At 34.3% G+C, this 19,320-nt stretch carries 17 protein-coding genes; 12 read left to right on the forward strand and 5 right to left on the reverse strand.

The genetic code is table 11. The features are described from left to right. Positions 1-72 precede the first annotated feature (72 nt). The 3 genes from ftsH to ABID42_RS21420 all read left to right on the forward strand — a co-directional run bounded on the left by ftsH (position 73) and on the right by ABID42_RS21420 (position 3,634). Positions 73-2,136, forward strand: a complete 2,064-nt coding sequence (ftsH, locus tag ABID42_RS21410; RefSeq protein ID WP_367285397.1) for an ATP-dependent zinc metalloprotease FtsH — start codon at positions 73-75, stop codon at positions 2,134-2,136. 134 nt (positions 2,137-2,270) lie between these two features. Then, the gene (locus ABID42_RS21415; RefSeq protein ID WP_367285398.1) at positions 2,271-3,062 is read left to right on the forward strand and encodes a UDP-2,3-diacylglucosamine diphosphatase; all 792 of its coding nucleotides are present in this window, start codon (positions 2,271-2,273) and stop codon (positions 3,060-3,062) included. Then, positions 3,059-3,634 (forward strand): GH32 C-terminal domain-containing protein, encoded by a 576-nt coding sequence (locus ABID42_RS21420; RefSeq protein WP_367285399.1) that lies wholly within the window; start codon positions 3,059-3,061, stop codon positions 3,632-3,634. Before ABID42_RS21415 ends, ABID42_RS21420 begins: the two co-directional genes overlap by 4 nt. On the opposite strand, the gene ABID42_RS21425 is transcribed toward ABID42_RS21420, so the two are convergent. From ABID42_RS21425 to ABID42_RS21435, 3 genes are all read right to left on the reverse strand, one after another. Beyond that, on the reverse strand, positions 3,631-4,344 hold the full coding sequence (locus tag ABID42_RS21425) for a thiamine diphosphokinase (RefSeq protein WP_367285400.1): 714 nt from the start codon (positions 4,342-4,344) through the stop codon (positions 3,631-3,633). The genes ABID42_RS21420 and ABID42_RS21425 overlap by 4 nt on opposite strands. 89 nt (positions 4,345-4,433) lie before the next feature. Next, complete coding sequence (locus ABID42_RS21430; protein WP_367285401.1) at positions 4,434-6,107, reverse strand: sodium/sugar symporter; 1,674 nt, start codon at positions 6,105-6,107, stop codon at positions 4,434-4,436. Between the two features lie 341 nt (positions 6,108-6,448). Continuing rightward, entirely contained in the window at positions 6,449-8,002 is a 1,554-nt protein-coding gene (locus ABID42_RS21435) for an NFACT RNA binding domain-containing protein (protein WP_367285402.1), read from the reverse strand. A 137-nt stretch (positions 8,003-8,139) separates the two neighbouring features. Between ABID42_RS21435 and ABID42_RS21440 the strand changes: the two genes are divergently transcribed. The 5 genes from ABID42_RS21440 to ABID42_RS21460 all read left to right on the forward strand — a co-directional run bounded on the left by ABID42_RS21440 (position 8,140) and on the right by ABID42_RS21460 (position 13,182). Next, positions 8,140-8,502 carry a BlaI/MecI/CopY family transcriptional regulator gene (locus ABID42_RS21440; protein WP_323689645.1) on the forward strand — a complete coding sequence of 121 codons (363 nt, stop codon included), beginning with the start codon at positions 8,140-8,142 and terminating at the stop codon, positions 8,500-8,502. 31 nt (positions 8,503-8,533) lie between these two features. Continuing rightward, a complete protein-coding gene (locus ABID42_RS21445) occupies positions 8,534-9,943 on the forward strand; it encodes a M56 family metallopeptidase (protein WP_367285403.1) in 1,410 nt (469 codons plus the stop codon). A 214-nt stretch (positions 9,944-10,157) separates the two neighbouring features. Then, positions 10,158-10,850 (forward strand): Cj0371 family chemotaxis-regulating polar lipoprotein, encoded by a 693-nt coding sequence (locus ABID42_RS21450; protein ID WP_367285404.1) that lies wholly within the window; start codon positions 10,158-10,160, stop codon positions 10,848-10,850. A 122-nt stretch (positions 10,851-10,972) separates the two neighbouring features. Next, on the forward strand, positions 10,973-12,142 hold the full coding sequence (locus ABID42_RS21455; protein ID WP_367285405.1) for a glutathionylspermidine synthase family protein: 1,170 nt from the start codon (positions 10,973-10,975) through the stop codon (positions 12,140-12,142). 11 nt (positions 12,143-12,153) lie between these two features. Then, entirely contained in the window at positions 12,154-13,182 is a 1,029-nt protein-coding gene (locus ABID42_RS21460) for a YheT family hydrolase (RefSeq protein WP_367285406.1), read from the forward strand. A gap of 67 nt (positions 13,183-13,249) precedes the next feature. Here ABID42_RS21460 and ABID42_RS21465 read toward each other — a convergent pair whose 3' ends face one another. Continuing rightward, positions 13,250-14,440 (reverse strand): molybdopterin molybdotransferase MoeA, encoded by a 1,191-nt coding sequence (locus tag ABID42_RS21465; protein WP_367285407.1) that lies wholly within the window; start codon positions 14,438-14,440, stop codon positions 13,250-13,252. A 151-nt stretch (positions 14,441-14,591) separates the two neighbouring features. On the opposite strand from ABID42_RS21465, the gene moaC reads away from it, so the two are divergent. The 3 genes from moaC to miaA all read left to right on the forward strand — a co-directional run bounded on the left by moaC (position 14,592) and on the right by miaA (position 16,859). Continuing rightward, positions 14,592-15,062, forward strand: a complete 471-nt coding sequence (moaC, locus tag ABID42_RS21470; protein ID WP_367285408.1) for a cyclic pyranopterin monophosphate synthase MoaC — start codon at positions 14,592-14,594, stop codon at positions 15,060-15,062. A 65-nt stretch (positions 15,063-15,127) separates the two neighbouring features. Continuing rightward, on the forward strand, positions 15,128-15,772 hold the full coding sequence (locus ABID42_RS21475) for an NTP transferase domain-containing protein (RefSeq protein ID WP_367285409.1): 645 nt from the start codon (positions 15,128-15,130) through the stop codon (positions 15,770-15,772). 139 nt (positions 15,773-15,911) lie between these two features. Continuing rightward, entirely contained in the window at positions 15,912-16,859 is a 948-nt protein-coding gene (miaA, locus tag ABID42_RS21480) for a tRNA (adenosine(37)-N6)-dimethylallyltransferase MiaA (protein WP_367285410.1), read from the forward strand. Between the two features lie 112 nt (positions 16,860-16,971). Here miaA and ABID42_RS21485 read toward each other — a convergent pair whose 3' ends face one another. After that, the gene (locus tag ABID42_RS21485; protein ID WP_367285411.1) at positions 16,972-17,205 is read right to left on the reverse strand and encodes a hypothetical protein; all 234 of its coding nucleotides are present in this window, start codon (positions 17,203-17,205) and stop codon (positions 16,972-16,974) included. 470 nt (positions 17,206-17,675) lie between these two features. Between ABID42_RS21485 and amaB the strand changes: the two genes are divergently transcribed. Continuing rightward, positions 17,676-19,202, forward strand: coding sequence for an L-piperidine-6-carboxylate dehydrogenase (amaB, locus tag ABID42_RS21490; protein ID WP_367285412.1), 1,527 nt, complete (start codon positions 17,676-17,678; stop codon positions 19,200-19,202). The last annotated feature ends 118 nt before the right edge of the window (positions 19,203-19,320 follow it).

Genomic DNA, 19,320 nt, shown 5'->3' on the forward strand with positions numbered 1-19,320 from the left:
CAATTTATCTTGGTAAGTTAATTTACTTATTAGCGTAAACTGTACACTGTTTAAAAGTTAATTATAGAAAAAATGGCAGAAAATAATAGTGAGAATAATAAACCTCAGGGCTTTCCGAAGCGTCGCCCTAATGCTTCTGGAAATGGTTTTCAAGGATGGTTGGTTGTAGGGTTAGTTGTTGCTTTAATCAGTATTTACTTTTTGAGTAAAACGAAAGTTCTAAAACCGATTCAGCAAACTCAGTACGAACAAATGGTGCTGAACCAAGAAATTGCTAAATTATCCATCATCAAAGGAAAAGATATTGTTGAAATAACACTCAAACCTGAGGCATTACCTAAATATAAAAACGAATTAAGTGACCAACCAAATGCAGTTGTTAATCAAACTGCTGGGCCTCAATTTGAAAAAGAAATTACTTCAATAAATTCTTTTGAAACAGAACTTAACGAATTACAAAAAGATATTCCTCGTGAAAAAAGAGTACACGCTACTACCGAAGAGCATTATGGAATATTTGAATTCTTAGCTGGTCCTGGCTTTTTCATTTTGATGTTCGTAGCCATTTACTTTATGTTCTTCAGAATGGGTGGAACAGGTGGACCTGGCGGACAGATTTTCAATATCGGTCGTTCTAGAGCTACATTGTTTGACGGTGAAGCAAAAGTGAAAATTACTTTCAACGATGTTGCTGGTTTGGATGAAGCGAAAGAAGAGATTCAAGAAATTGTAGAATTCTTGAAATTCCCTAAGAAATTCACTGATTTGGGAGGTAAAATTCCTAAAGGTGCATTATTAGTAGGCCCTCCGGGTACTGGTAAAACTTTGTTAGCAAAAGCTGTTGCTGGTGAAGCAGGAGTACCTTTCTTCTCACTTTCAGGGTCAGATTTTGTGGAAATGTTTGTAGGTGTTGGTGCGGCTCGTGTAAGAGATTTGTTCAAACAAGCGAAAGAAAAAGCACCTTGTATCATTTTTATTGATGAGATTGATGCAGTAGGTCGTTCTCGTGGTCGTGGTGCGATGCCAGGCTCTAATGATGAACGTGAAAATACGTTGAACTCGTTATTAGTTGAAATGGATGGTTTTGCAACAGATTCTGGAATTATCATCATGGCGGCAACAAACCGTCCAGATGTATTAGATTCAGCATTGTTACGTCCGGGACGTTTCGACCGTCAGATTTCAATTGATAAACCAGATATTATTGGAAGAGAAGCTATTTTTAAAGTACATTTAAAACCTTTGAAACTAGCGGCTGATATTGACCCTAAAGAATTGTCGGCTCAAACGCCAGGTTTTGCAGGTGCTGAAATTGCCAATGTTTGTAACGAAGCCGCTTTAATTGCAGCTCGTCGTAGTAAAACTGCGGTTGATATGAAGGATTTCCAAGAGGCAATGGATAGAGTAATTGGCGGTTTAGAGAAAAAGAACAAATTGATTTCTCCAGAAGAAAAGAAAATTGTTGCTTATCACGAAGCCGGTCATGCTATTGCGGGTTGGTTCTTAGAACACGCAAATCCATTGGTGAAAGTAACTATCGTTCCTCGTGGTGTTGCAGCCTTAGGTTATGCACAGTATTTGCCTAAAGAGCAGTTCTTGTACAGAACGGAGCAATTGATTGATGAAATGTGTGTTACTTTGGGTGGACGTGCTGCTGAAGATATTATTTTCGGTAAAATCTCAACTGGAGCGCAAAACGACTTAGAACGTATTACTAAATTGGCTTACAGCATGGTAACCATTTATGGTATGAATGATAAACTTGGAAATGTATCGTTCTATGACTCTAAAGGCTCTGAATATAACTTCAATAAACCTTATTCTGAACAAACAGCTCGTGAAATTGATGAGGAAGCTCGTAAAATTATCCAACTTGCTTATGAAAGAACAAAGGCTTTATTGACAGAAAAGAAAGATAAATTAGAAATTTTAGCTCAGGAATTATTAGTGAAAGAAGTACTTTTCCAAAATGATTTAGAGCGTTTGGTGGGTGCTCGTCCTTTCGAACAGTTAACTACTTATCAAGAGTTTACAAGAAATGAAGATAGAAAAGCTGCTGAATTAGAAGCTAAAGTGACTGAAACTACTCCTGAAAAAGAGAGTGAAGAAGCAACGGCAGAAAATGCTGAGAAATAAAGCTTGATTTTCTAAAAACAATAAAAATCCTACTCAGTTACTGGGTAGGATTTTTGTTTATAAGACAATTGAGGAATCTACTTCAACCTAAACGACTTAGATTTATTGTATATTTGTTTTCTAAATTTGCTTCAATGACTACGATTAATTTACAAGCCGACAAAAAAATATACTTTGCTTCTGATTTTCATTTAGGATATCCAGACCATCAAACGAGTTTAATTCGTGAAAAAAAGATTATTGCTTGGTTGAATAATATTCAAAAAGATGCACAAACCATATTTTTGATGGGTGATTTGTTTGATTTCTGGTTTGAATATGAGAATGTAATTCCTAAAGGCTTTGTCAGATTTCAAGGGAAATTGGCAGAATTATCGGATGCAGGTATAGAAATTGTGATTTTTAGAGGTAATCATGATATTTGGATTTTTGATTATTTCCAACAAGAAATGGGTATTCAAGTATTAAGAGAACCCACTGAATACATCGTCAAACAAGCTAATCATAGCACTTCATTTTACTTGGTTCATGGTGATGGCTATGGTCCAGGCGATTATGGCTATAAAAAATTAAAATTAGTTTTTGAAAGTAAGTTTTGCCAATGGGCATTTGGTTGGATTCATCCACAAGTTGGGATGAAATTAGCTATGGCTTGGTCGGACTCTAAAAAAGGGGAAGAACATTTGAAACGTGAATTACAGTTCAGAGGGGAAGGCGAGTGGCTTTGGGCTTATGCCAAAGAAATAGAACAACAAAAGCACCATGATTTTTATGTTTTTGGTCATCGTCATCTTTTATTAGATTTAGAAGCAGGTGAAAGTAGCCGTTATATCAATTTAGGGCAGTGGTGTTATGATAATGCAGAAAGTAATCATTATGCCATTTTTGATGGTGTGAATTTCAGTGTAAAACAATTTCAAGGATGAAAATATTAGCGATACTCTTATTGATTCATTGCTCAGTTTTAGGACAAAACATTGCTTTTGATTCGCTGATTCCGAAGCAAACCTATCGATATTTTGAAAAGAAAGATTTTGTTATTTCGAAAGAAGTTCCTTTGAATGGCTCAGAGCTTTTTTCAAAGAATAATTACTTAATAGAAGCAGAGTTACTTTGTAAATCAGCAAGAAATTTTGGTTTTAAAGTAACACAATTGAAAGATAAGAATCAGCCTAAAAAAGTATTAGAGGAGCTAGTTTTAGGCTACAATGTACATCAAAAACATCTTTACATTGATAGAATAAAATCTTCAAAACCATCGGTGAAAGATTTAATTGCGCCTTTAAAATTGGTGAATAAAAGAGTAAAAATGCAGGTTATTGTCAGTAAAGATTATGTGCGTTTTTTTGCTAATAATAATGAAGTAATGTTAGCTGATTCAATTGCACCAAGCAGTGAAGCAGTGATGTTTTCAATTTTTACTAAACATAGAAAAGTGAAAGTTGAGTCTTTGAAAATTTGGGATTTAGAACAACCTGCACTGAATAAAAATGATTAATCATTACATTCCATCATTAATAAATCACCTGTTTTATAAGTGATTTTGACTAAACCATCTTCTTTTACTTCATTGCTGCTTCCAGTTCTGTAGCCTATTTTTAGGCTATCATCTGATAATTCATACTTTAGGTTTTCTGTACTTATTCCAGTTACATCACCAATTGGAATCAATGAAATGGGTGTTTTGGATGGATACCATTTTTCATAAGTGTTTGGAAGGATAAAAATTTTGGAGTAATCATCAATCACAACAATTTTCAATTGTTCTCTAAATCTAACGATGTTGGTAACATTCGTTATGGTATGGTCGGCTCTTCGTCCTGTTGCCCAAATAACATTCACTGCTGGAAACCCTTTTTCAATCAAATAATCAAAAGCTTTTTCTAAATCAGTTTTGTTTTGGTCGGGCGTATGTACGATTTCAATCGGATATTGCTCTTCTCTGATTTTATCAAGATTTACAGCTCTTTTGATACTTTGTTCATCCAAAAGAGTAAAGTCAGAAGTGTTTCTAAGTACATCAAAATCGCCCAACAATACATCTATTTTGATACCTAACTCCAACACACGATTAATGGCAGAATCGAGTACAATGACTAATGGCGACCATTCAAGTAACTGTCCCATAAGTTCAAAACTACAGGCTTCACCGTTGGCAATAATAAGTGCAGGTTCTTGTTGTTCTCTGATAACGTGATGAGATGACATAAAATAAGAATTTGTTTGAAGCACAAATGTAACAAAAAAGGCACTAAGATTACTTAATGCCTTTTTTGCTAAATACAATATCAATTATTCTACCAGAAAGTAGTATAAAGAACAATTAAGATAATTACGATGGCAATTGCGCCAACTGTAAAGCTTTTTGTTGTTTTGAACATTGAAGCATCTACAGCCAAAGCTTTAGGGTTTTCTTTAGTAGATGGGTCTAGTAAACCTAAAATTAACATTACTAGTACGCATATTACAAAAGTAATCGCCATACGGTCAAGGAAAGGAATAATATGTTTGCCTTCTGCATCTAAGAAAGATGTATAGATTGGTGTTTGGTACAAGCCAGTCCAATCTGGAAATTCTTTTAATACTAAAGAGATAACTACTGAACCAATTGTTGCTACCATTGCACCAGCTGAATTGGCACGTTTCCAGAAGAAACCTAACAAGAATACAGCAAAAATACCCGGAGATACATAACCAGTCATTTCTTGAATAAAGTCGAACCCACCTTTTTTATCAATTCCTAAGAATGGAGAAATGAAAATGGCAAGAATCATCGAAGCTACAATTACAATTCTACCAGTTGTTACTAATTCTTGTTCAGTAGCATCTTTTTTGAAGAATTTTTGGTAAATATCAAGCGTAAAAATTGTTGAGATTGAGTTTGCCTTACCAGCTAAAGAAGCTACAATAGCAGCAGTTAAAGCAGCAAAAGATAAACCTTTTAAACCAACAGGAAGTAAGTTTAATAAAACAGGATAAGCGTGGTCAGGATTTACAGTACCATCTGCCCCTAACATTTCTTTTTGGAATAAACCATTTTGATATAAAACATAAGCCGCAATACCCGGAATAACTACGATAAGAGGCATTAATAATTTCAAGAAACCTGCGAATAATAACCCTTCACGAGCTACAGGAAGAGAAGCTCCTAATGCACGTTGAGTGATGTATTGGTTACAACCCCAGTAGTTTAAGTTTACAATCCACATACCACCAATTAACACCGCTAAACCTGGAAGAGAAGTATAATTAGGATTATCTTTCTTTAAAATCATGTGGAAATGGTCGTCTGCACGAGTAAACATTTGCTTCATACCTTCTACAGCTCCTACTTCACCAAATTGTTCTGATACCAATGTCAATGCTAAATATGTAGTACAAAGACCGCCTAAGATTAAGAAGAATACCTGAATAACGTCTGTAAAACCAATTACTTTCATACCACCTAATGTGATAATTACGGCAAAAAATGCTAAACCCCACATACAAAGTGTAAAGTCGATTCCTGAAATTGTTGTAATTGCTAAGGCTCCTAAATATAAGATAGAAGTAAGGTTTACAACCACGTATAGAATCAACCAGAATACAGCCATAATAGTACTTACGGTTGAATTATAACGTTGCTTCAAAAATTGAGGCATGGTGAAAATCTTATTTTTCAAGTAAATAGGCATGAAAAATACTGCGACAATTACAAGCGTTGCGGCTGCCATCCATTCGTAAGCCGAAATCGCTAAGCCCATTTTGAAACCATTACCAGCCATACCAATAAATTGTTCTGCTGAAATGTTTGAAGCAATCATCGATGCCCCAATTGCCCACCAAGTAAGTGAACCTTCGGCAAGGAAGAAATCTGTAGATGATGCTTGTTTTGATTTTTTCTGTTGGTAAATCCAGTAGCCGTAGCCTGCTACAACGATAAAATAGAAGAAGAATACTAGATAGTCAATGGATTGCAGTCCTTTTTGCATTGGGTTTATTTTATTTTTTTGGTTATATATTATTTTTCATCTCCGAAAGATACTGCATTAATTCAAAATTAAATAAATTAAATACTATTAAAAATATTGCAAAAGCTATGCAAAATCCATCATTAAGTATTTAATTAATTGTAAATCAATGAGTTGTTGATTGTTTTAATCATGTCAAATTGACACATTTTATTGTACTTTTTTACAATTCTGTATAAAAATAATCTAATTGTTATTTTCTGAAAATATAAGAAAGTGCTTTCTAAAAAGCTGATGAAATGATTAAATAAGTTTATTTCCCTCAAAATTAATATTTTTTGTAAATAAAAAAATACTTTATGCTAAAGTTTTGGCTCAATCATAATAACTTCTTCTTTGTCGATGATTACTTGTCCTTCACCTAAATCCCTAGTTTTTCTCACATATTTTTTAGGAGTAACGATTACTGGACAAAGTGTATCGTTTTTTCTTTTAGAGTAAAAAGCGGCTAAACCTGCGGCTTTTTCAATGACATTGATTGGGAAATTCCTACCCGCTTGTTTACGAATCACGACATGCGAACCTGCAACATCACGAGCGTGTAGCCATAAATCTTCTTTTCGGGCAAAACGTTGTGTCAGTAAATCATTGTTTTTAGCATTGCGTCCAACCAAAATTTCATACCCTTCAAATTGATAACATTTAAACAGTGTTTGTACTGTTTCTACCGCCTTTTGTGAAGGTTCTAGCTGATTTGCTTTTACGTATTTTCTAAACTCTTTTAAGGTTTCAAAACCTTCAATGTCTTTTATTTGCTGTTCAATTTCAGCCAAATCCATTTCTTTAGCTTCTACATTTTCCATCAATTTCTCGATTTCAATCTTTTCATTTTTGGATTTTCGATAATAATTCTCAGCACTTTTCTGTGGACTCAAATCTGGCTTTAAACGAATTTTAATTGGCTGGTCACGATAGAAATCATATAATTCAATTACTTCTGTTCTTTCAGGAATGGCATGAAGATTTGCCATGATAATGTTCGCAATTTCATCGTGTTTTACGCCAGTATCTAATCCAGAAAGTTGCTGATAACATTTATCAATATAAGTTTGCGTGCGTGTCTTTCTTTTTTGAAGTGCTTTAATGATTAGCCCTTTTTCTTTATCAATCACATTGATTTTGTTGTGGGCATAATAAAAGGCATTACTGGCTTCGAGTGGGTCAGAAAAAGTATTTAAAATCTCACCATCTTCATCAATTAAAGATAAAACAGGCTGAAAATCTATTGTTTTTATGTAAAAAGTAGGCGTTTCTAGTTGTTTTAGAATCGACTGAATTTGTTCCCAAGCAACAACTTCAGTACTGTTTTTTGTTAAGAATTTTGTGATTTCTTTACCGAAAGTAGGGAAGAGTACTTTCCAACCTTTTTCCTGAAAAGCTTCAAAACTTTGGTCGATTGGTCGGTCTAGTTTATCAATTTCTACATTATTATCAATCACCAATTTATTCTGGAACAAATCAATTACTTCGTTTTCTTGAAAAAGAATAATGTTTGAACGATTTCCATACATTTTAAAAAGTAAAACAAAGTTATTTTCAAAATATAAAGCAAAAGCACGCTCGTTTTCAAACTGACGAATGCTTAGTACTTTTAAATCTATGATTTCTTTGAAGAGATTAACAGAATTTCTGCCAGCTCTTTTGAAATCTTTTGGAAAAACTAGACAAGCAAAATCTGGATGAAGAACGCCTTTGATATAAAATTCCTTTTGGTCACGCCATTGTTTGCCTTCGCTACAAAAGCCTAATAGAATTTCGTCTTTTTCTTGAGAAAAACATTCTGCCAACACCAAACCAGTCAGTTCAGTTGAAAGCTTTTTAGATAATTGACGAAGGAAATAATAATTGGTTTGCATAAAATCTTGGAAAGCCGAAGCTTTTTATTGAAGTACAAAGGTAGTTGAATAATGTATTTTAAGATATTAACTGAACAATACGTTAAATAACTTAATATTTAGTTGTAAAACTGAAAAATAAGTTATAAGTTTGATTCATGGAAGAATTAACGAAAACAGAAGAGAAAATCATGCAGGCACTTTGGGAGTTGAAAAGTGCTTTTGTAAAAGATATTATCGAAAAAATGGATGAAGAACCCAAACCTCCATACAATACCATTTCGTCGGTAGTGAGAATTTTAGAGAAGAAAGGTTTTGTTGGCTACAAAGCCTATGGCAAAACTTACGAGTACTTTCCGATAGTTTCCAAGGAAGATTATGCCAAGAAGACCTTCAAAAAAGTATTAAGTAATTATTTCGATAATTCAGCGAGTAGCTTATTGTCTTTTTTGGTAAAAGAAGAGAAAATTTCTTCTGCTGAATTAGAGGCTTTGAAAAACATTATTGATGGAAAAAACTGATAAAATATACTAATTTTTAATCCTATCAACTATGAATTATTTATTAGAATCGAGCATCTCGATGGTGCTTTTGTATGCACTTTACTTTTTTGTATTTAGAAATTTTACTTTCATTCGACTCAATCGAATCTATCTATTGTTGAGCTTAGTTTTCAGTTTGCTCGTTCCAGCATTTACTTGGGAAGTTCAAGAATTGGCTTTTAACGCTAAAGACCTAGCCAATTATGCACGAATTTACTCTTTGAAACAAATAGATGAATTCGGAAATATCGGTTCAGAAGTAACAATAAATAAAAACGGAACAAGTTTTAATTGGTTTGAATTACTCTTTTCATTTTACTGGTTGGGCTTTGTGCTGATGTCAGGAAGAATAATTGTTTTAATTTTTAAGTTGATAAATCTCAAGAAAGGCTCTTCTCAACCTTATATCTCAAATACTGGAAAATTTGCCAATGCTTCGTTTTTTAACCTGGTTTTCATTGATGATTCACACCTAAATGCTGATGAAATCGAACAAATTTTAGCACATGAACGTTGGCATGTTCGTCTCTTTCATTCTTATGATTTACTCTTTGTTGAGCTTGTTAAAATAACTTTTTGGTTTAATCCTATTGTTTGGTTATATCAACGTTCATTAGCGGAAGTGCATGAATATGAAGTAGATATCCGAATGATAGAAAAGTATCATCCCCAGACTTATGCACACTTATTATTGAAACTAGCAGGTTTTCAAGTTTCGCCAATGATGATTCATTCTTTTAGTCGAAAGCCCCTTTCCGACAGAATTCATTTTTTATTTACTAAACAAAAAACAATACCTATGAAAAAGTTTGCTTACTTATCCGTTCTGCCCATTTTGGGGCTAATTATGATGGCATTTTCTTTTGAAACTGTCGTCAAGAAATTTCAAGAAAAGCCTAGTAAAAGTATTGAAAGGCCACAAAATAGTGCTTTGAATACCTATCCAGAAGTTAAAGTTACTGACAACAAAGAACTTTACACGATTAGAACTAATGAGAAAAAAGACCAGATTTCAATGACTTTGAGTCCTAGAAAAATTACTCCAGATTTGGTCAATGGAATTGTTGCTGAAGAATTTAAAAGCTATGGCTTTTTGGTGAAAGTAAAAAATGTTGAATACAACGAAGCCAAAAAATTGAGTAGAATTGAAATTAGTTTGGAAGAAAATGAAAAAAGTAAGAATGCAAGAGATAAAAAGAAAGTAAAAGTATCAGACTTACCAACGCATTTTAGTTTTAATCTCAGTAAAATGATTAATAAAAATCCTAAAGACTTGGATGCTACGATTGTTCTTTTTGCTGATAAAACCACTGGCGAACATTTTGTAGCGCCGCTTGGTCCACCGCCGCCACCGCCACCACCACCACCAATGACATCATTACCACCAGCACCACCAATGCCAAAGAAGATTAAAAAATAAACACGGAAGCTTGATAGTTTTATCTATCAGGCTTTTTTGCTTCAAATAAAGTATTTGGGTTTTGTCAAGAAAAATCTTCTACTATTATCACATCTTTACCGTTCCCCAAAATAAAATACCATTCTTCCTAAGTATTTTCTTATTGCAAAAATCCAGAATATCTTTGATGGACAAACCAAAATTTCACGATTTTTAAAATCGTTATTCAAAAACAATGACACCTTTACGCAAAAGTTCATTTATTCGAAAAGTCAAAGACATTACTGTTAGTAGTACTTTGGCTTTGGCTGTTTTGGGAAATACTGTGATGCTTCAAAGTTGTGGAAGTTCTAATCAAGATGATGAGGGCGACTATGAGGAAGTTGAAGTTTATACCAAAGGAGTAAAAACGTATATCACAGAGACTTCTAAAGGGGTATTCAAAATTACAGATGAAGTAGAAGTACCAGCGGATAGTTCTAAAGCAATTGTTACTTATTTGGATGGAAAAAAAGATACCCTTTCTCCAAGAGCAGTAAAAGCCTTGATTGATAATGAAATTGCCACAAATCAAACGCAAATTGGTCAAAGTAATAATTTGTCGAATGCTTTGTTATATGGTGGAATGGGCTATTTATTAGCAAAAACTTTAAGCCCGACTTACTCAAATTATCGCCCAGATATGTCGAATAATTTTAGTTCATCAAATTCTTCCTATAGCAGTACAAAGCAAGACAGTTCAAGAAGAAGACACCATGTTGGATATTATGGAGGGGGAATAGGTCGTTATTATGCTACAGCAAGTGCTTTTCAAAAATCTAGCACGATTCACGAAAACATCGGAAGTTCAAGAACAATTACTTCTCGCCCGATTTCGGGAAGAAGTGGTTTCTTTCATAGTTCAAGTCATGGAGGATTTCGTGGATAGTTATAAGTATAAGCTTTGAGCAATTAGTCGTGAGCTTTTAAGTTTTGTTTTCAGAGAAAAATACATTTTTACCATATTAAAAAAAGCTGAAGCTCACTGCTGACAGCTCATAGCTATTTACAATGAATCTCAAAAAATTAAATATATCACCTACACAAACGCTACAAAATGTTGGTTGGGATTGGATGCTTGGCGAAAACACTTTGCCCTACATTACCGACGAGATGGTTATAGTTTCTGAAAAAGAAGCCGAACAATACTATGAAGCCGTAAATCAATTATACGAAATGTACATTGAAGCTGCTCAGTATGTCGTTGAAAATGAACTTTTTGCTGAATTAGGAATTCCAGAAAATCTCATCAAATTAGTAAAATATTCTTGGGAAAATGATAATCATTGGCATTTGTACGGACGCTTTGATTTGAGTGGAGGTTTAGACGGAAAACCAATAAAATTGATAGAATTTAATGCCGATACAGCTACTTGTATTCCAGAAACTGCTGTTGTGCAATGGGCTTCTTTAAAGGCAAATGGTTTAGACGAAAGTTCACAATTTAATACTTTGTATGAAGCTTTAGTCGAACAATTGAAAGAAGTAAAACGTCAAAACCCAGTGCTTTCACCCACTTTGCTGATTTCAACAATGGAAGGTTTTCCAGAAGATGATACCAATATGAAAGTATTGGGAGAAGCAGCTTTGGAAGCAGGTTTTGAAGTAGCTTATGAAAATATTGAAAATGTAGAATTTTCGCCTGTGGAAGGAATTTTCAAGCAAAATGAAAGCGATGGGAGATTTACTCGTTATGATTTTTGGTTTAAGCTAGTGCCTTGGGAATACATTGGTTGGGATGAACCTGAATTGGCTGATATTCTTACCAAACTAGTTTACGATAATAAAGTAATTGTATTAAATCCCGCCTATACGTTATTGTTTCAGTCAAAAGGACTTTTGAATATTTTATGGAAATTATTTCCGAATCATCCTTTGTTGTTAGAAACAGCTAGAAAACCTTTGGCGAATAAAACTTGCGTACAAAAAGTACTTTTTGGCAGAGAAGGAGCTAATGTGAAAATACTTTCGAAAGATGGTGCAACGATTGATGCAAAAGAAGGAGAATATTTTGAACAAGAAGCCGTTTATCAAGAATATACTGAATTTTTGAGCGACCGTGCTGGCAATTTTTATCAAGCAGGTGTTTTTTTTGCTGGCGAAGCATGTGGTCTAGGTTTTAGAAAAGGTGGAAAAATCATCGACAATACAGCCCAATTTTGCGGGCATATTGTTGTATAAATATTAGAAATATGCCCATTATTCAAACGTCTTACAGAACTTCACATATCTGGAAAGATGCACATTTTTCAACAATATATCCAAGTACGCTTAGAAAAGTAACTGGAATTCAATACGAACGTGAACGATTAGAACTGTGGGATGGAGACTTTTTAGATTTAGATTGGTCGAAGGCAGGTGCTATTAATAAGAAAGCAAAATCAAAAAAGAAAGAGGAAACAAAAGTTGATGAAGTGGTTCAGCCTAGCAAATCTTTAGCGATACTTTCACATGGATTTTTAGGAAATACTACAAGACCTTATTTATTAGGAGGAGCAAAAGCTTTTAATTCAATTGGCTGGGATGTTTTGGCATGGAATCATAGAGGATTGAGTGGAGAAAAAAATCGCTTAGAGCGAATGACGATTCATGGGGGAAGCGATGAACTAGAAGCCGTCGTAAATCATGCTTTAACGAAAGATAATTACGAAGAAATTGTGTTGGTGGGTTACAGTAAAGGCGCAAATATTTCTTTGAAATATGCAGGTGAAAAAGGAGAGGAGATTCCCGATAAAGTAAAAAAAGTAATAGCAGTTTCTTGTCCAACAGATTTACAAGGAAGTGTAAATGCAATGGGAAAAACGGGCTTTTATGCTGAAAGATTTAAAAGTAAATTGTTGAAATTTTTGAAAAATCGTTGGGAATTGATTGATAACCAAATTTTTAGAGAATTTGATAAATATAAGTACCTAGACGATTTTACGAACAATTATATCGCTCCATTACATGGAATGAAAGATGCTGAAGAGTATTATGAGCAATGTGCCGCAGCGCCTTATGTTCCTAAAATCAGGATTCCTGCTTTTATTTTAAATGCCAAAAATGATCCAGTTTTATCTGAAAGCTGTGCGATGTTAGATGTCGCCAAAAACTCAGATTATATTTTTTCGGAATATCCAAATTATGGTGGACATTGTGGTTTTTATGCTTCAAATCCCGAAGGTTTATATTACGGAGATAAAAGAATGTTGGAGTTTGTGCAGGATAAAATTATTGTTTAGCTTTTAGCTCTGAGCCATGAGCTTTTAATATTAGAAAAACTCATAGCTCAAGGCTCAAAGCTAATCGCTACCTAAACCTTACAAATCCAAATACTTCACCTGCTTTAAAAACTTGTTTTTCAGCAGGTAATTCTACAAAACCATCACAATCTGTCAGATTGGCAAAATCTGCTGAGCCACTTCCTAAGAAAGGTTTAGCCATCATTTTTCCAGCTTCAAAATACGTTTTTACGGGTACGAAGTAGGTTAAATCTGGCTTGAAAATAATGTCTCTGTCTAAAATTACTTCTTCATGTTTAATCTCAGCTTTCAGCGTTGGCAATACGTATTTACAAAAACATAAAAAAGTAGAAACTGGATTTCCGGGTAAAGCAAAGATGATTTTTCCTGCTTTTGTTTTGCCAAACCACATAGGTTTTCCCGGTTTTTGGGCTACTTTATGAAATAGTTTTTCTAATCCTAAATCTGTTAAAATGGCTGGAACAAAATCTTTTTTCCCTGCTGAAACTCCCCCGCTCAATAGTAAAATATCGTATGAATGAATGATTTCTTTGAGCTTTTGGTAGAGTACTTTTTCTTCATCAATCAAATGAAAAGTAGTAGCTTCAACACCAATTTGCTGTAAAGCTGCCGCCAACATATAAGCGTTGGAAGTACGAATCTGATACGCTAATGGCGTTTCTTCAATATCAACTAATTCATCTCCCGTAGAAATAAGTGCTATTTTTGGCGTACTCTGTACTTTCACAATACTTTTGCCGACAGTTGCCATTACGGCAATTTCAGCGGGACTAATTTTGATGCCTTTTTGCAATAAAACTTCTTTAGCTTTTCGGTCTGATCCTTGCAGATGTACATTTTGCCCTTTTTTAATTTCTTCGCTTGGAATACTTATGGAAGCAAATTTTTTTTCGCCATCTTGCTGAATGTTGAAATCTTCATAACGGAGTACAGTATCACAACCCAAAGGTAAAATTGCTCCTGTCATTACTTCGATGCCTTTGCTGGTATCTTGTAAAGTCTTTTGAGCTTCGCCTGCGAATTGAATATTCTCAAGGACAATTTTTTGTAAATCTACTTCATTAAAACAAAAAGCCAAGCCGTCCATTGCTACTCTGTTGAAAGGAGGAAAATCTCGGTCGGCATAAATGTTTTCTGCTAAAATCCTACCGACAGACGACAATAGCGGAACTTCCGAAACTGTTGTTTCATGTTGGTTGGCTAATACAATTTTTAGAGCTTCTTCTACTGAAATCATAAGAATAGTTGGATTGTTAGCCAAAACTCAATTTCGACTAAACGTAGGGAATCAAGATTAGATATTTACCTTTGTGCAAAAATAAACAGGATTCCTTTGGGAATCGTTGATTCTTTAGATTTTGTTCAAACGGATTTTTGACGATAGTGATATGAAAACCTTTACACATTTAGATTCCGATAATCAGCCTTCGATGGTGGATGTTTCTGAAAAAGCGATTACAAAACGTACTGCCATTGCTCAAAGTATTGTGGTATTGACGGACGAAATCATGGCGAATTTTCAGGATGGAGACCTTAAAACCAAGAAAGGTTCTGTGATTCAAACGGCAATTATTGCCGGAACGATGGGAGCAAAAAAGACTTCTGATTTGATTCCTCTTTGCCATCCATTGGGTTTAGATTCTTGTAAGTTTTCAACTGAAATTGCTGGTAATGAAGTGATTATTACTTGTATTTGCTCGCTTACGGCAAAAACTGGCGTAGAAATGGAGGCGTTGACAGGAGCAAGTATTGCCGCTTTGACGATTTATGATATGTGTAAAGCTTTCTCGCACGATATCATTATTAAAGAAACAAAACTGATTTCAAAGACTGGCGGGAAAAGTGATTATAAGCTGTGAGCTTTCAGCTTTCGGTCATCGGATTTTCAGTTTTTTAGTAATGAAGTATTTAAGTAGAATTAGAAATGAATAAAAATTTAAGCCATAATGATTATCTGTTAGCTAAAAGCTCATACCCGAAATCTGACGACCGAAATCCGACATCCGACATCCCAAAACCCAAAGGATTAATTCTTTCTGGAGGAATGAGTACTCGAATGGGAACGGAAAAGCGTTTATTGAATTATCATGGAAAGAGTCAGGAACAGTATCTTTATGAATTGATGAAACCTTTTTGTGATGAAGTATTTGTATCAATTAATGCTCATCAACAAACAGAATTGCCTTATATTCAAGATGTTGAGCTTGCAGTGAAGAGTCCGATTGTGGGAATCTTTTCCGCTTTTCAACAATTTCCTGAATCTGCTTGGCTGATAATTGCTTGCGATATGCCTTTGGTGAGTCAAGAAACAATTGATTTTTTACTCAAAAATAGAAATCCAGAAAAGTACGCTACTGCTTTTGAAAATCCAGAAGAACAATTTCCTGAACCTTTACTTACAATTTTTGAAGCTAAATTTTACGAGCCTTTACAAGTATTTATTCAGCAAGAAAAAAAATCGACAATGCGACTTTTACAAAGTTTAGACATAGAATTACTTCAAATTCCAGATGCTAAAATGTTGAAGAATGTTAATACTTCGGAGGAGTTTAGAAGCTTTCAGCAATGAGCTGTGAGCTATCAGTTATCGGACTTCGGATTTCAGTAAAATAGTATATTTTTTAATTCTAAAATATTCATTCTTCGTTTACAAAACATACCTTAAAACTCAAGACTGAAAGCTCACGGCTCGTAGCTAAATAAAAATTATGTCCGAAATCCGAAACCCGAAATCCGAAATCCGAAATTCAAGTAAAACTCTCATCATCATCGTCGGTCCAACGGCTGTTGGGAAAACAGATTTGTGTGTAAAACTTGCCAAATTGCTTGATACAGAAGTGGTTTCAGCAGATTCTCGCCAATTTTATCGTGAACTTGCCATCGGAACAGCCAAGCCTACTGAGGAGGAAATGGATGGAGTACCACATTATTTTGTTAATTCACATTCTATTCATGATTATTATTCGGTTGGTGATTTTGAGCGTGATTGCTTAAAGGTTTTAGAAGAAATTTTTACTAGAAAAGATACTGCAATTCTAACAGGTGGTTCGGGAATGTTTATCAAAATGATAACTGATGGCATCGACGAAATGCCAGAAGCTGATTTGATTTTGCGACAACAATTGGCAGAACGCTTTGAAAAAGAAGGTTTGAGTCAATTAAAAGAGGAATTAAGAGTACTAGACCCTGTTTATTTTGAACAAGTAGATGACCAAAATACGCAAAGAGTATTGCGTGCTTTAGAGGTTTGTATATCAACGGGCAAACCTTTTTCAAGTTTTAGGAAAAATCAGAAAGTAGAGCGACCTTTCAAAATGCTAAAAATTGCTTTGGAACGCCCACGAGAAGAACTTTATGCGAGAATTGATACTCGTATGGATTTGATGTTGGAAGGGGGTTTGGAAGCCGAAGCAAAAGCAGTAATGGAGTACCGTGAACATTATGCGTTGAAAACTGTTGGTTATCGAGAAATTTACGAGCATCTTGATGGAAATTATGACCGTGAAGAAATGGTGAGATTATTGAAAAGAAATTCAAGAAGATATGCCAAACGACAAATGACTTGGTTTAAAAATCAAGATGAATTTCATTGGTTTGATGCCAAAAATGTAGCAGAAATTACAGATTTTATTACGAACGAGTTAAAACAAATGTAGCGAAACCTAAAAGGCTTCGCTACAAATCATCCTTAAACCAAAACTAAATAGATAATGTGTTCTAAAAATGCCAATCAAGGCAAATTCGACCAAAGGTCGAGTAAGATTATTGTTATTCTTCACGCTTAAAAGCTTGAAGTAAAATTCTGCTTCCGATACTTAATAAACGACTTTCCTTATTCAATATTGTTTTTTTCTGAATATCAGGAACAATATTTTTTGATTTCATTTCTTTTCTTTCAACCTTCTTTCCCGACAACAAATTATGTGGAAATCCAATGGCTAATGCGTTATTAGACAAAGTGATACACGTAAATAATGTAAGAGCAATTGTAAAAGATTTCATCTTTATGATTCGTTTTAAATGTTCTATGTATATGTCGTAGGAGTGGTTCTTTTATTACAATACAAAGTTAAGTGTTTTGTTAGGTACTATGCAATACATAATACCATAAATTTTGTTAAAATCCGTACGAATGGTTAAGGAAACGGATGAATGGATTTAGGTTTGTCTATAAGATGTCAAAAAAGTATAAAACGTTGCAAGCGAAATATTTTTTTTGAAAAAATTTCAGTATTTTATTTCTCATAAAAATACTACAATCCCTAATTTTAGCATAGCCTAAAATTTTTTAGCCTTAAAATAGTAATATTTTCGCTGCTTGCTTACGTATATTGTTAAGAGTTTAAATACTTGCAAATTAGAATAATTGAGCATACATTTCGGAAAAATCAATATTTGTTAATATTCTGTGCTAAGAAGCCCATTCTTAGAAAAATTAAATAAATCAACACAAAAAGTTGAGCTTTTTCGTCATGCAAACTATTTTAGAAAAATTAAACATTAAATCTGTCAATTTCGGAACGAGCACAGGCCTAAATGCTTGGTCATCTGGAGAAGAATTGCTCGCTTCGTTTTCGCCTGTCGATAATCAATTGATTGCAGAGGTGACAAAAACTACTTTTCAAGATTACCAACAGGTTGTTGAAAAGGCAAATGATGCTTTTAAAACTTGGCGAAACATTCCTGCGCCAAGGCGTGGAGAAATTGTTAGACAAATGGGTATGGCTTTTCGGGAGTATAAATCTGAACTTGGTAAATTAGTTTCTTATGAAATGGGAAAAAGTTTACAAGAAGGTTTAGGAGAAGTACAAGAAATAATAGACATCTGTGATTTCGCTGTAGGTTTATCTCGCCAATTGTATGGCTTAACGATGCACTCCGAACGTCCAGAACACAGAATGTATGAACAATATCATCCTTTAGGAATCGTTGGCATTATTTCAGCGTTTAATTTTCCTGTAGCAGTTTGGTCTTGGAATGCTATGCTCGCTTGGGTTTGTGGCGATGTTTGTATCTGGAAACCTTCAGAAAAAACACCATTAACAGCTATCGCTTGTCAGTATATTATTACTTCGGTACTCAAGGAAAATGATATTCCAGAAGGAGTGTCAAATATTATTACTGGTGATTATCAAGTAGGAGAATGGCTTACTTCAGATACCAGAGTCCCTTTGATTTCAGCCACAGGTTCAACCCGAATGGGAAAAATTGTTGGAGCGACCGTCGCTGCTAGAATGGGAAAAAGTCTATTAGAATTAGGCGGAAATAATGCCATTATAATTACAGAAAATGCAGATTTAAATATTGCTATTCCTGCTGTTGTTTTTGGTGCAGTTGGCACTGCTGGTCAGCGTTGTACTTCTACTAGAAGATTAATTATTCATGCGTCAATTTACGAATCAGTAAAAGAACGTTTAATAAAAGCATACCAACAATTGCGCATTGGTAATCCTTTAGATGAAAATAATCATGTAGGCCCATTAATTGATACGAAAGCGGTTGAAGCATATACTGAAGCTGTAGAATCGGTATATCAAGAAGGTGGAAAAATGTTAGTTGATGCAGAAGTACTTTCTGGAGAAGGGTATGAATCTGGTTGTTATGTAAAGCCATGTATTGCAGAAGTAAAATCCGATTTCAGGATTGTAAAGCATGAAACATTCGCTCCAATTTTGTACCTTATGTCGTATTCAACTATTGAGGAAGCAATTGATATTCAGAATGATGCGCCTCAAGGTTTGTCTTCTTCTATTTTTACTTTGAATATACGTGAAGCAGAGATGTTTTTATCAGTAAATGGCTCAGATTGTGGCATTGCCAATGTAAATATTGGTACTTCTGGTGCAGAAATTGGCGGAGCTTTTGGCGGAGAAAAAGAAACTGGTGGAGGAAGAGAATCTGGTTCTGATGCTTGGAAAGCTTATATGAGGCGACAAACCAATACCATCAATTACGGAAAACAATTGCCTTTGGCACAAGGAATAAAATTTAATTTATAGAATAGATTATTTAGTGAGTTGTGAATGAGTGAATAATTTCAATGATAAATAATAGAGTTACAAAAAATCACTCAATCACTCATTCACAACTCACTAAATCACAATTTACTCATTCACA

The organism is Arcicella rosea (assembly GCF_040543805.1).
Lineage (GTDB): Bacteria > Bacteroidota > Bacteroidia > Cytophagales > Spirosomataceae > Arcicella > Arcicella rosea.

What these genes read in the sequence shown, in the direction of transcription:
- ftsH (WP_367285397.1), top strand. Translation starts at nt 73, where the DNA reads ATGGCAGAAAATAATAGTGAGAATAATAAACCTCAGGGCTTTCCGAAG.
- ABID42_RS21415 (WP_367285398.1), top strand. Translation starts at nt 2,271, where the DNA reads ATGACTACGATTAATTTACAAGCCGACAAAAAAATATACTTTGCTTCT.
- ABID42_RS21420 (WP_367285399.1), top strand. Translation starts at nt 3,059, where the DNA reads ATGAAAATATTAGCGATACTCTTATTGATTCATTGCTCAGTTTTAGGA.
- ABID42_RS21425 (WP_367285400.1), bottom strand. Translation starts at nt 4,344, where the DNA reads ATGTCATCTCATCACGTTATCAGAGAACAACAAGAACCTGCACTTATT.
- ABID42_RS21430 (WP_367285401.1), bottom strand. Translation starts at nt 6,107, where the DNA reads ATGCAAAAAGGACTGCAATCCATTGACTATCTAGTATTCTTCTTCTAT.
- ABID42_RS21435 (WP_367285402.1), bottom strand. Translation starts at nt 8,002, where the DNA reads ATGCAAACCAATTATTATTTCCTTCGTCAATTATCTAAAAAGCTTTCA.
- ABID42_RS21440 (WP_323689645.1), top strand. Translation starts at nt 8,140, where the DNA reads ATGGAAGAATTAACGAAAACAGAAGAGAAAATCATGCAGGCACTTTGG.
- ABID42_RS21445 (WP_367285403.1), top strand. Translation starts at nt 8,534, where the DNA reads ATGAATTATTTATTAGAATCGAGCATCTCGATGGTGCTTTTGTATGCA.
- ABID42_RS21450 (WP_367285404.1), top strand. Translation starts at nt 10,158, where the DNA reads ATGACACCTTTACGCAAAAGTTCATTTATTCGAAAAGTCAAAGACATT.
- ABID42_RS21455 (WP_367285405.1), top strand. Translation starts at nt 10,973, where the DNA reads ATGAATCTCAAAAAATTAAATATATCACCTACACAAACGCTACAAAAT.
- ABID42_RS21460 (WP_367285406.1), top strand. Translation starts at nt 12,154, where the DNA reads ATGCCCATTATTCAAACGTCTTACAGAACTTCACATATCTGGAAAGAT.
- ABID42_RS21465 (WP_367285407.1), bottom strand. Translation starts at nt 14,440, where the DNA reads ATGATTTCAGTAGAAGAAGCTCTAAAAATTGTATTAGCCAACCAACAT.
- moaC (WP_367285408.1), top strand. Translation starts at nt 14,592, where the DNA reads ATGAAAACCTTTACACATTTAGATTCCGATAATCAGCCTTCGATGGTG.
- ABID42_RS21475 (WP_367285409.1), top strand. Translation starts at nt 15,128, where the DNA reads ATGAATAAAAATTTAAGCCATAATGATTATCTGTTAGCTAAAAGCTCA.
- miaA (WP_367285410.1), top strand. Translation starts at nt 15,912, where the DNA reads ATGTCCGAAATCCGAAACCCGAAATCCGAAATCCGAAATTCAAGTAAA.
- ABID42_RS21485 (WP_367285411.1), bottom strand. Translation starts at nt 17,205, where the DNA reads ATGAAATCTTTTACAATTGCTCTTACATTATTTACGTGTATCACTTTG.
- amaB (WP_367285412.1), top strand. Translation starts at nt 17,676, where the DNA reads ATGCAAACTATTTTAGAAAAATTAAACATTAAATCTGTCAATTTCGGA.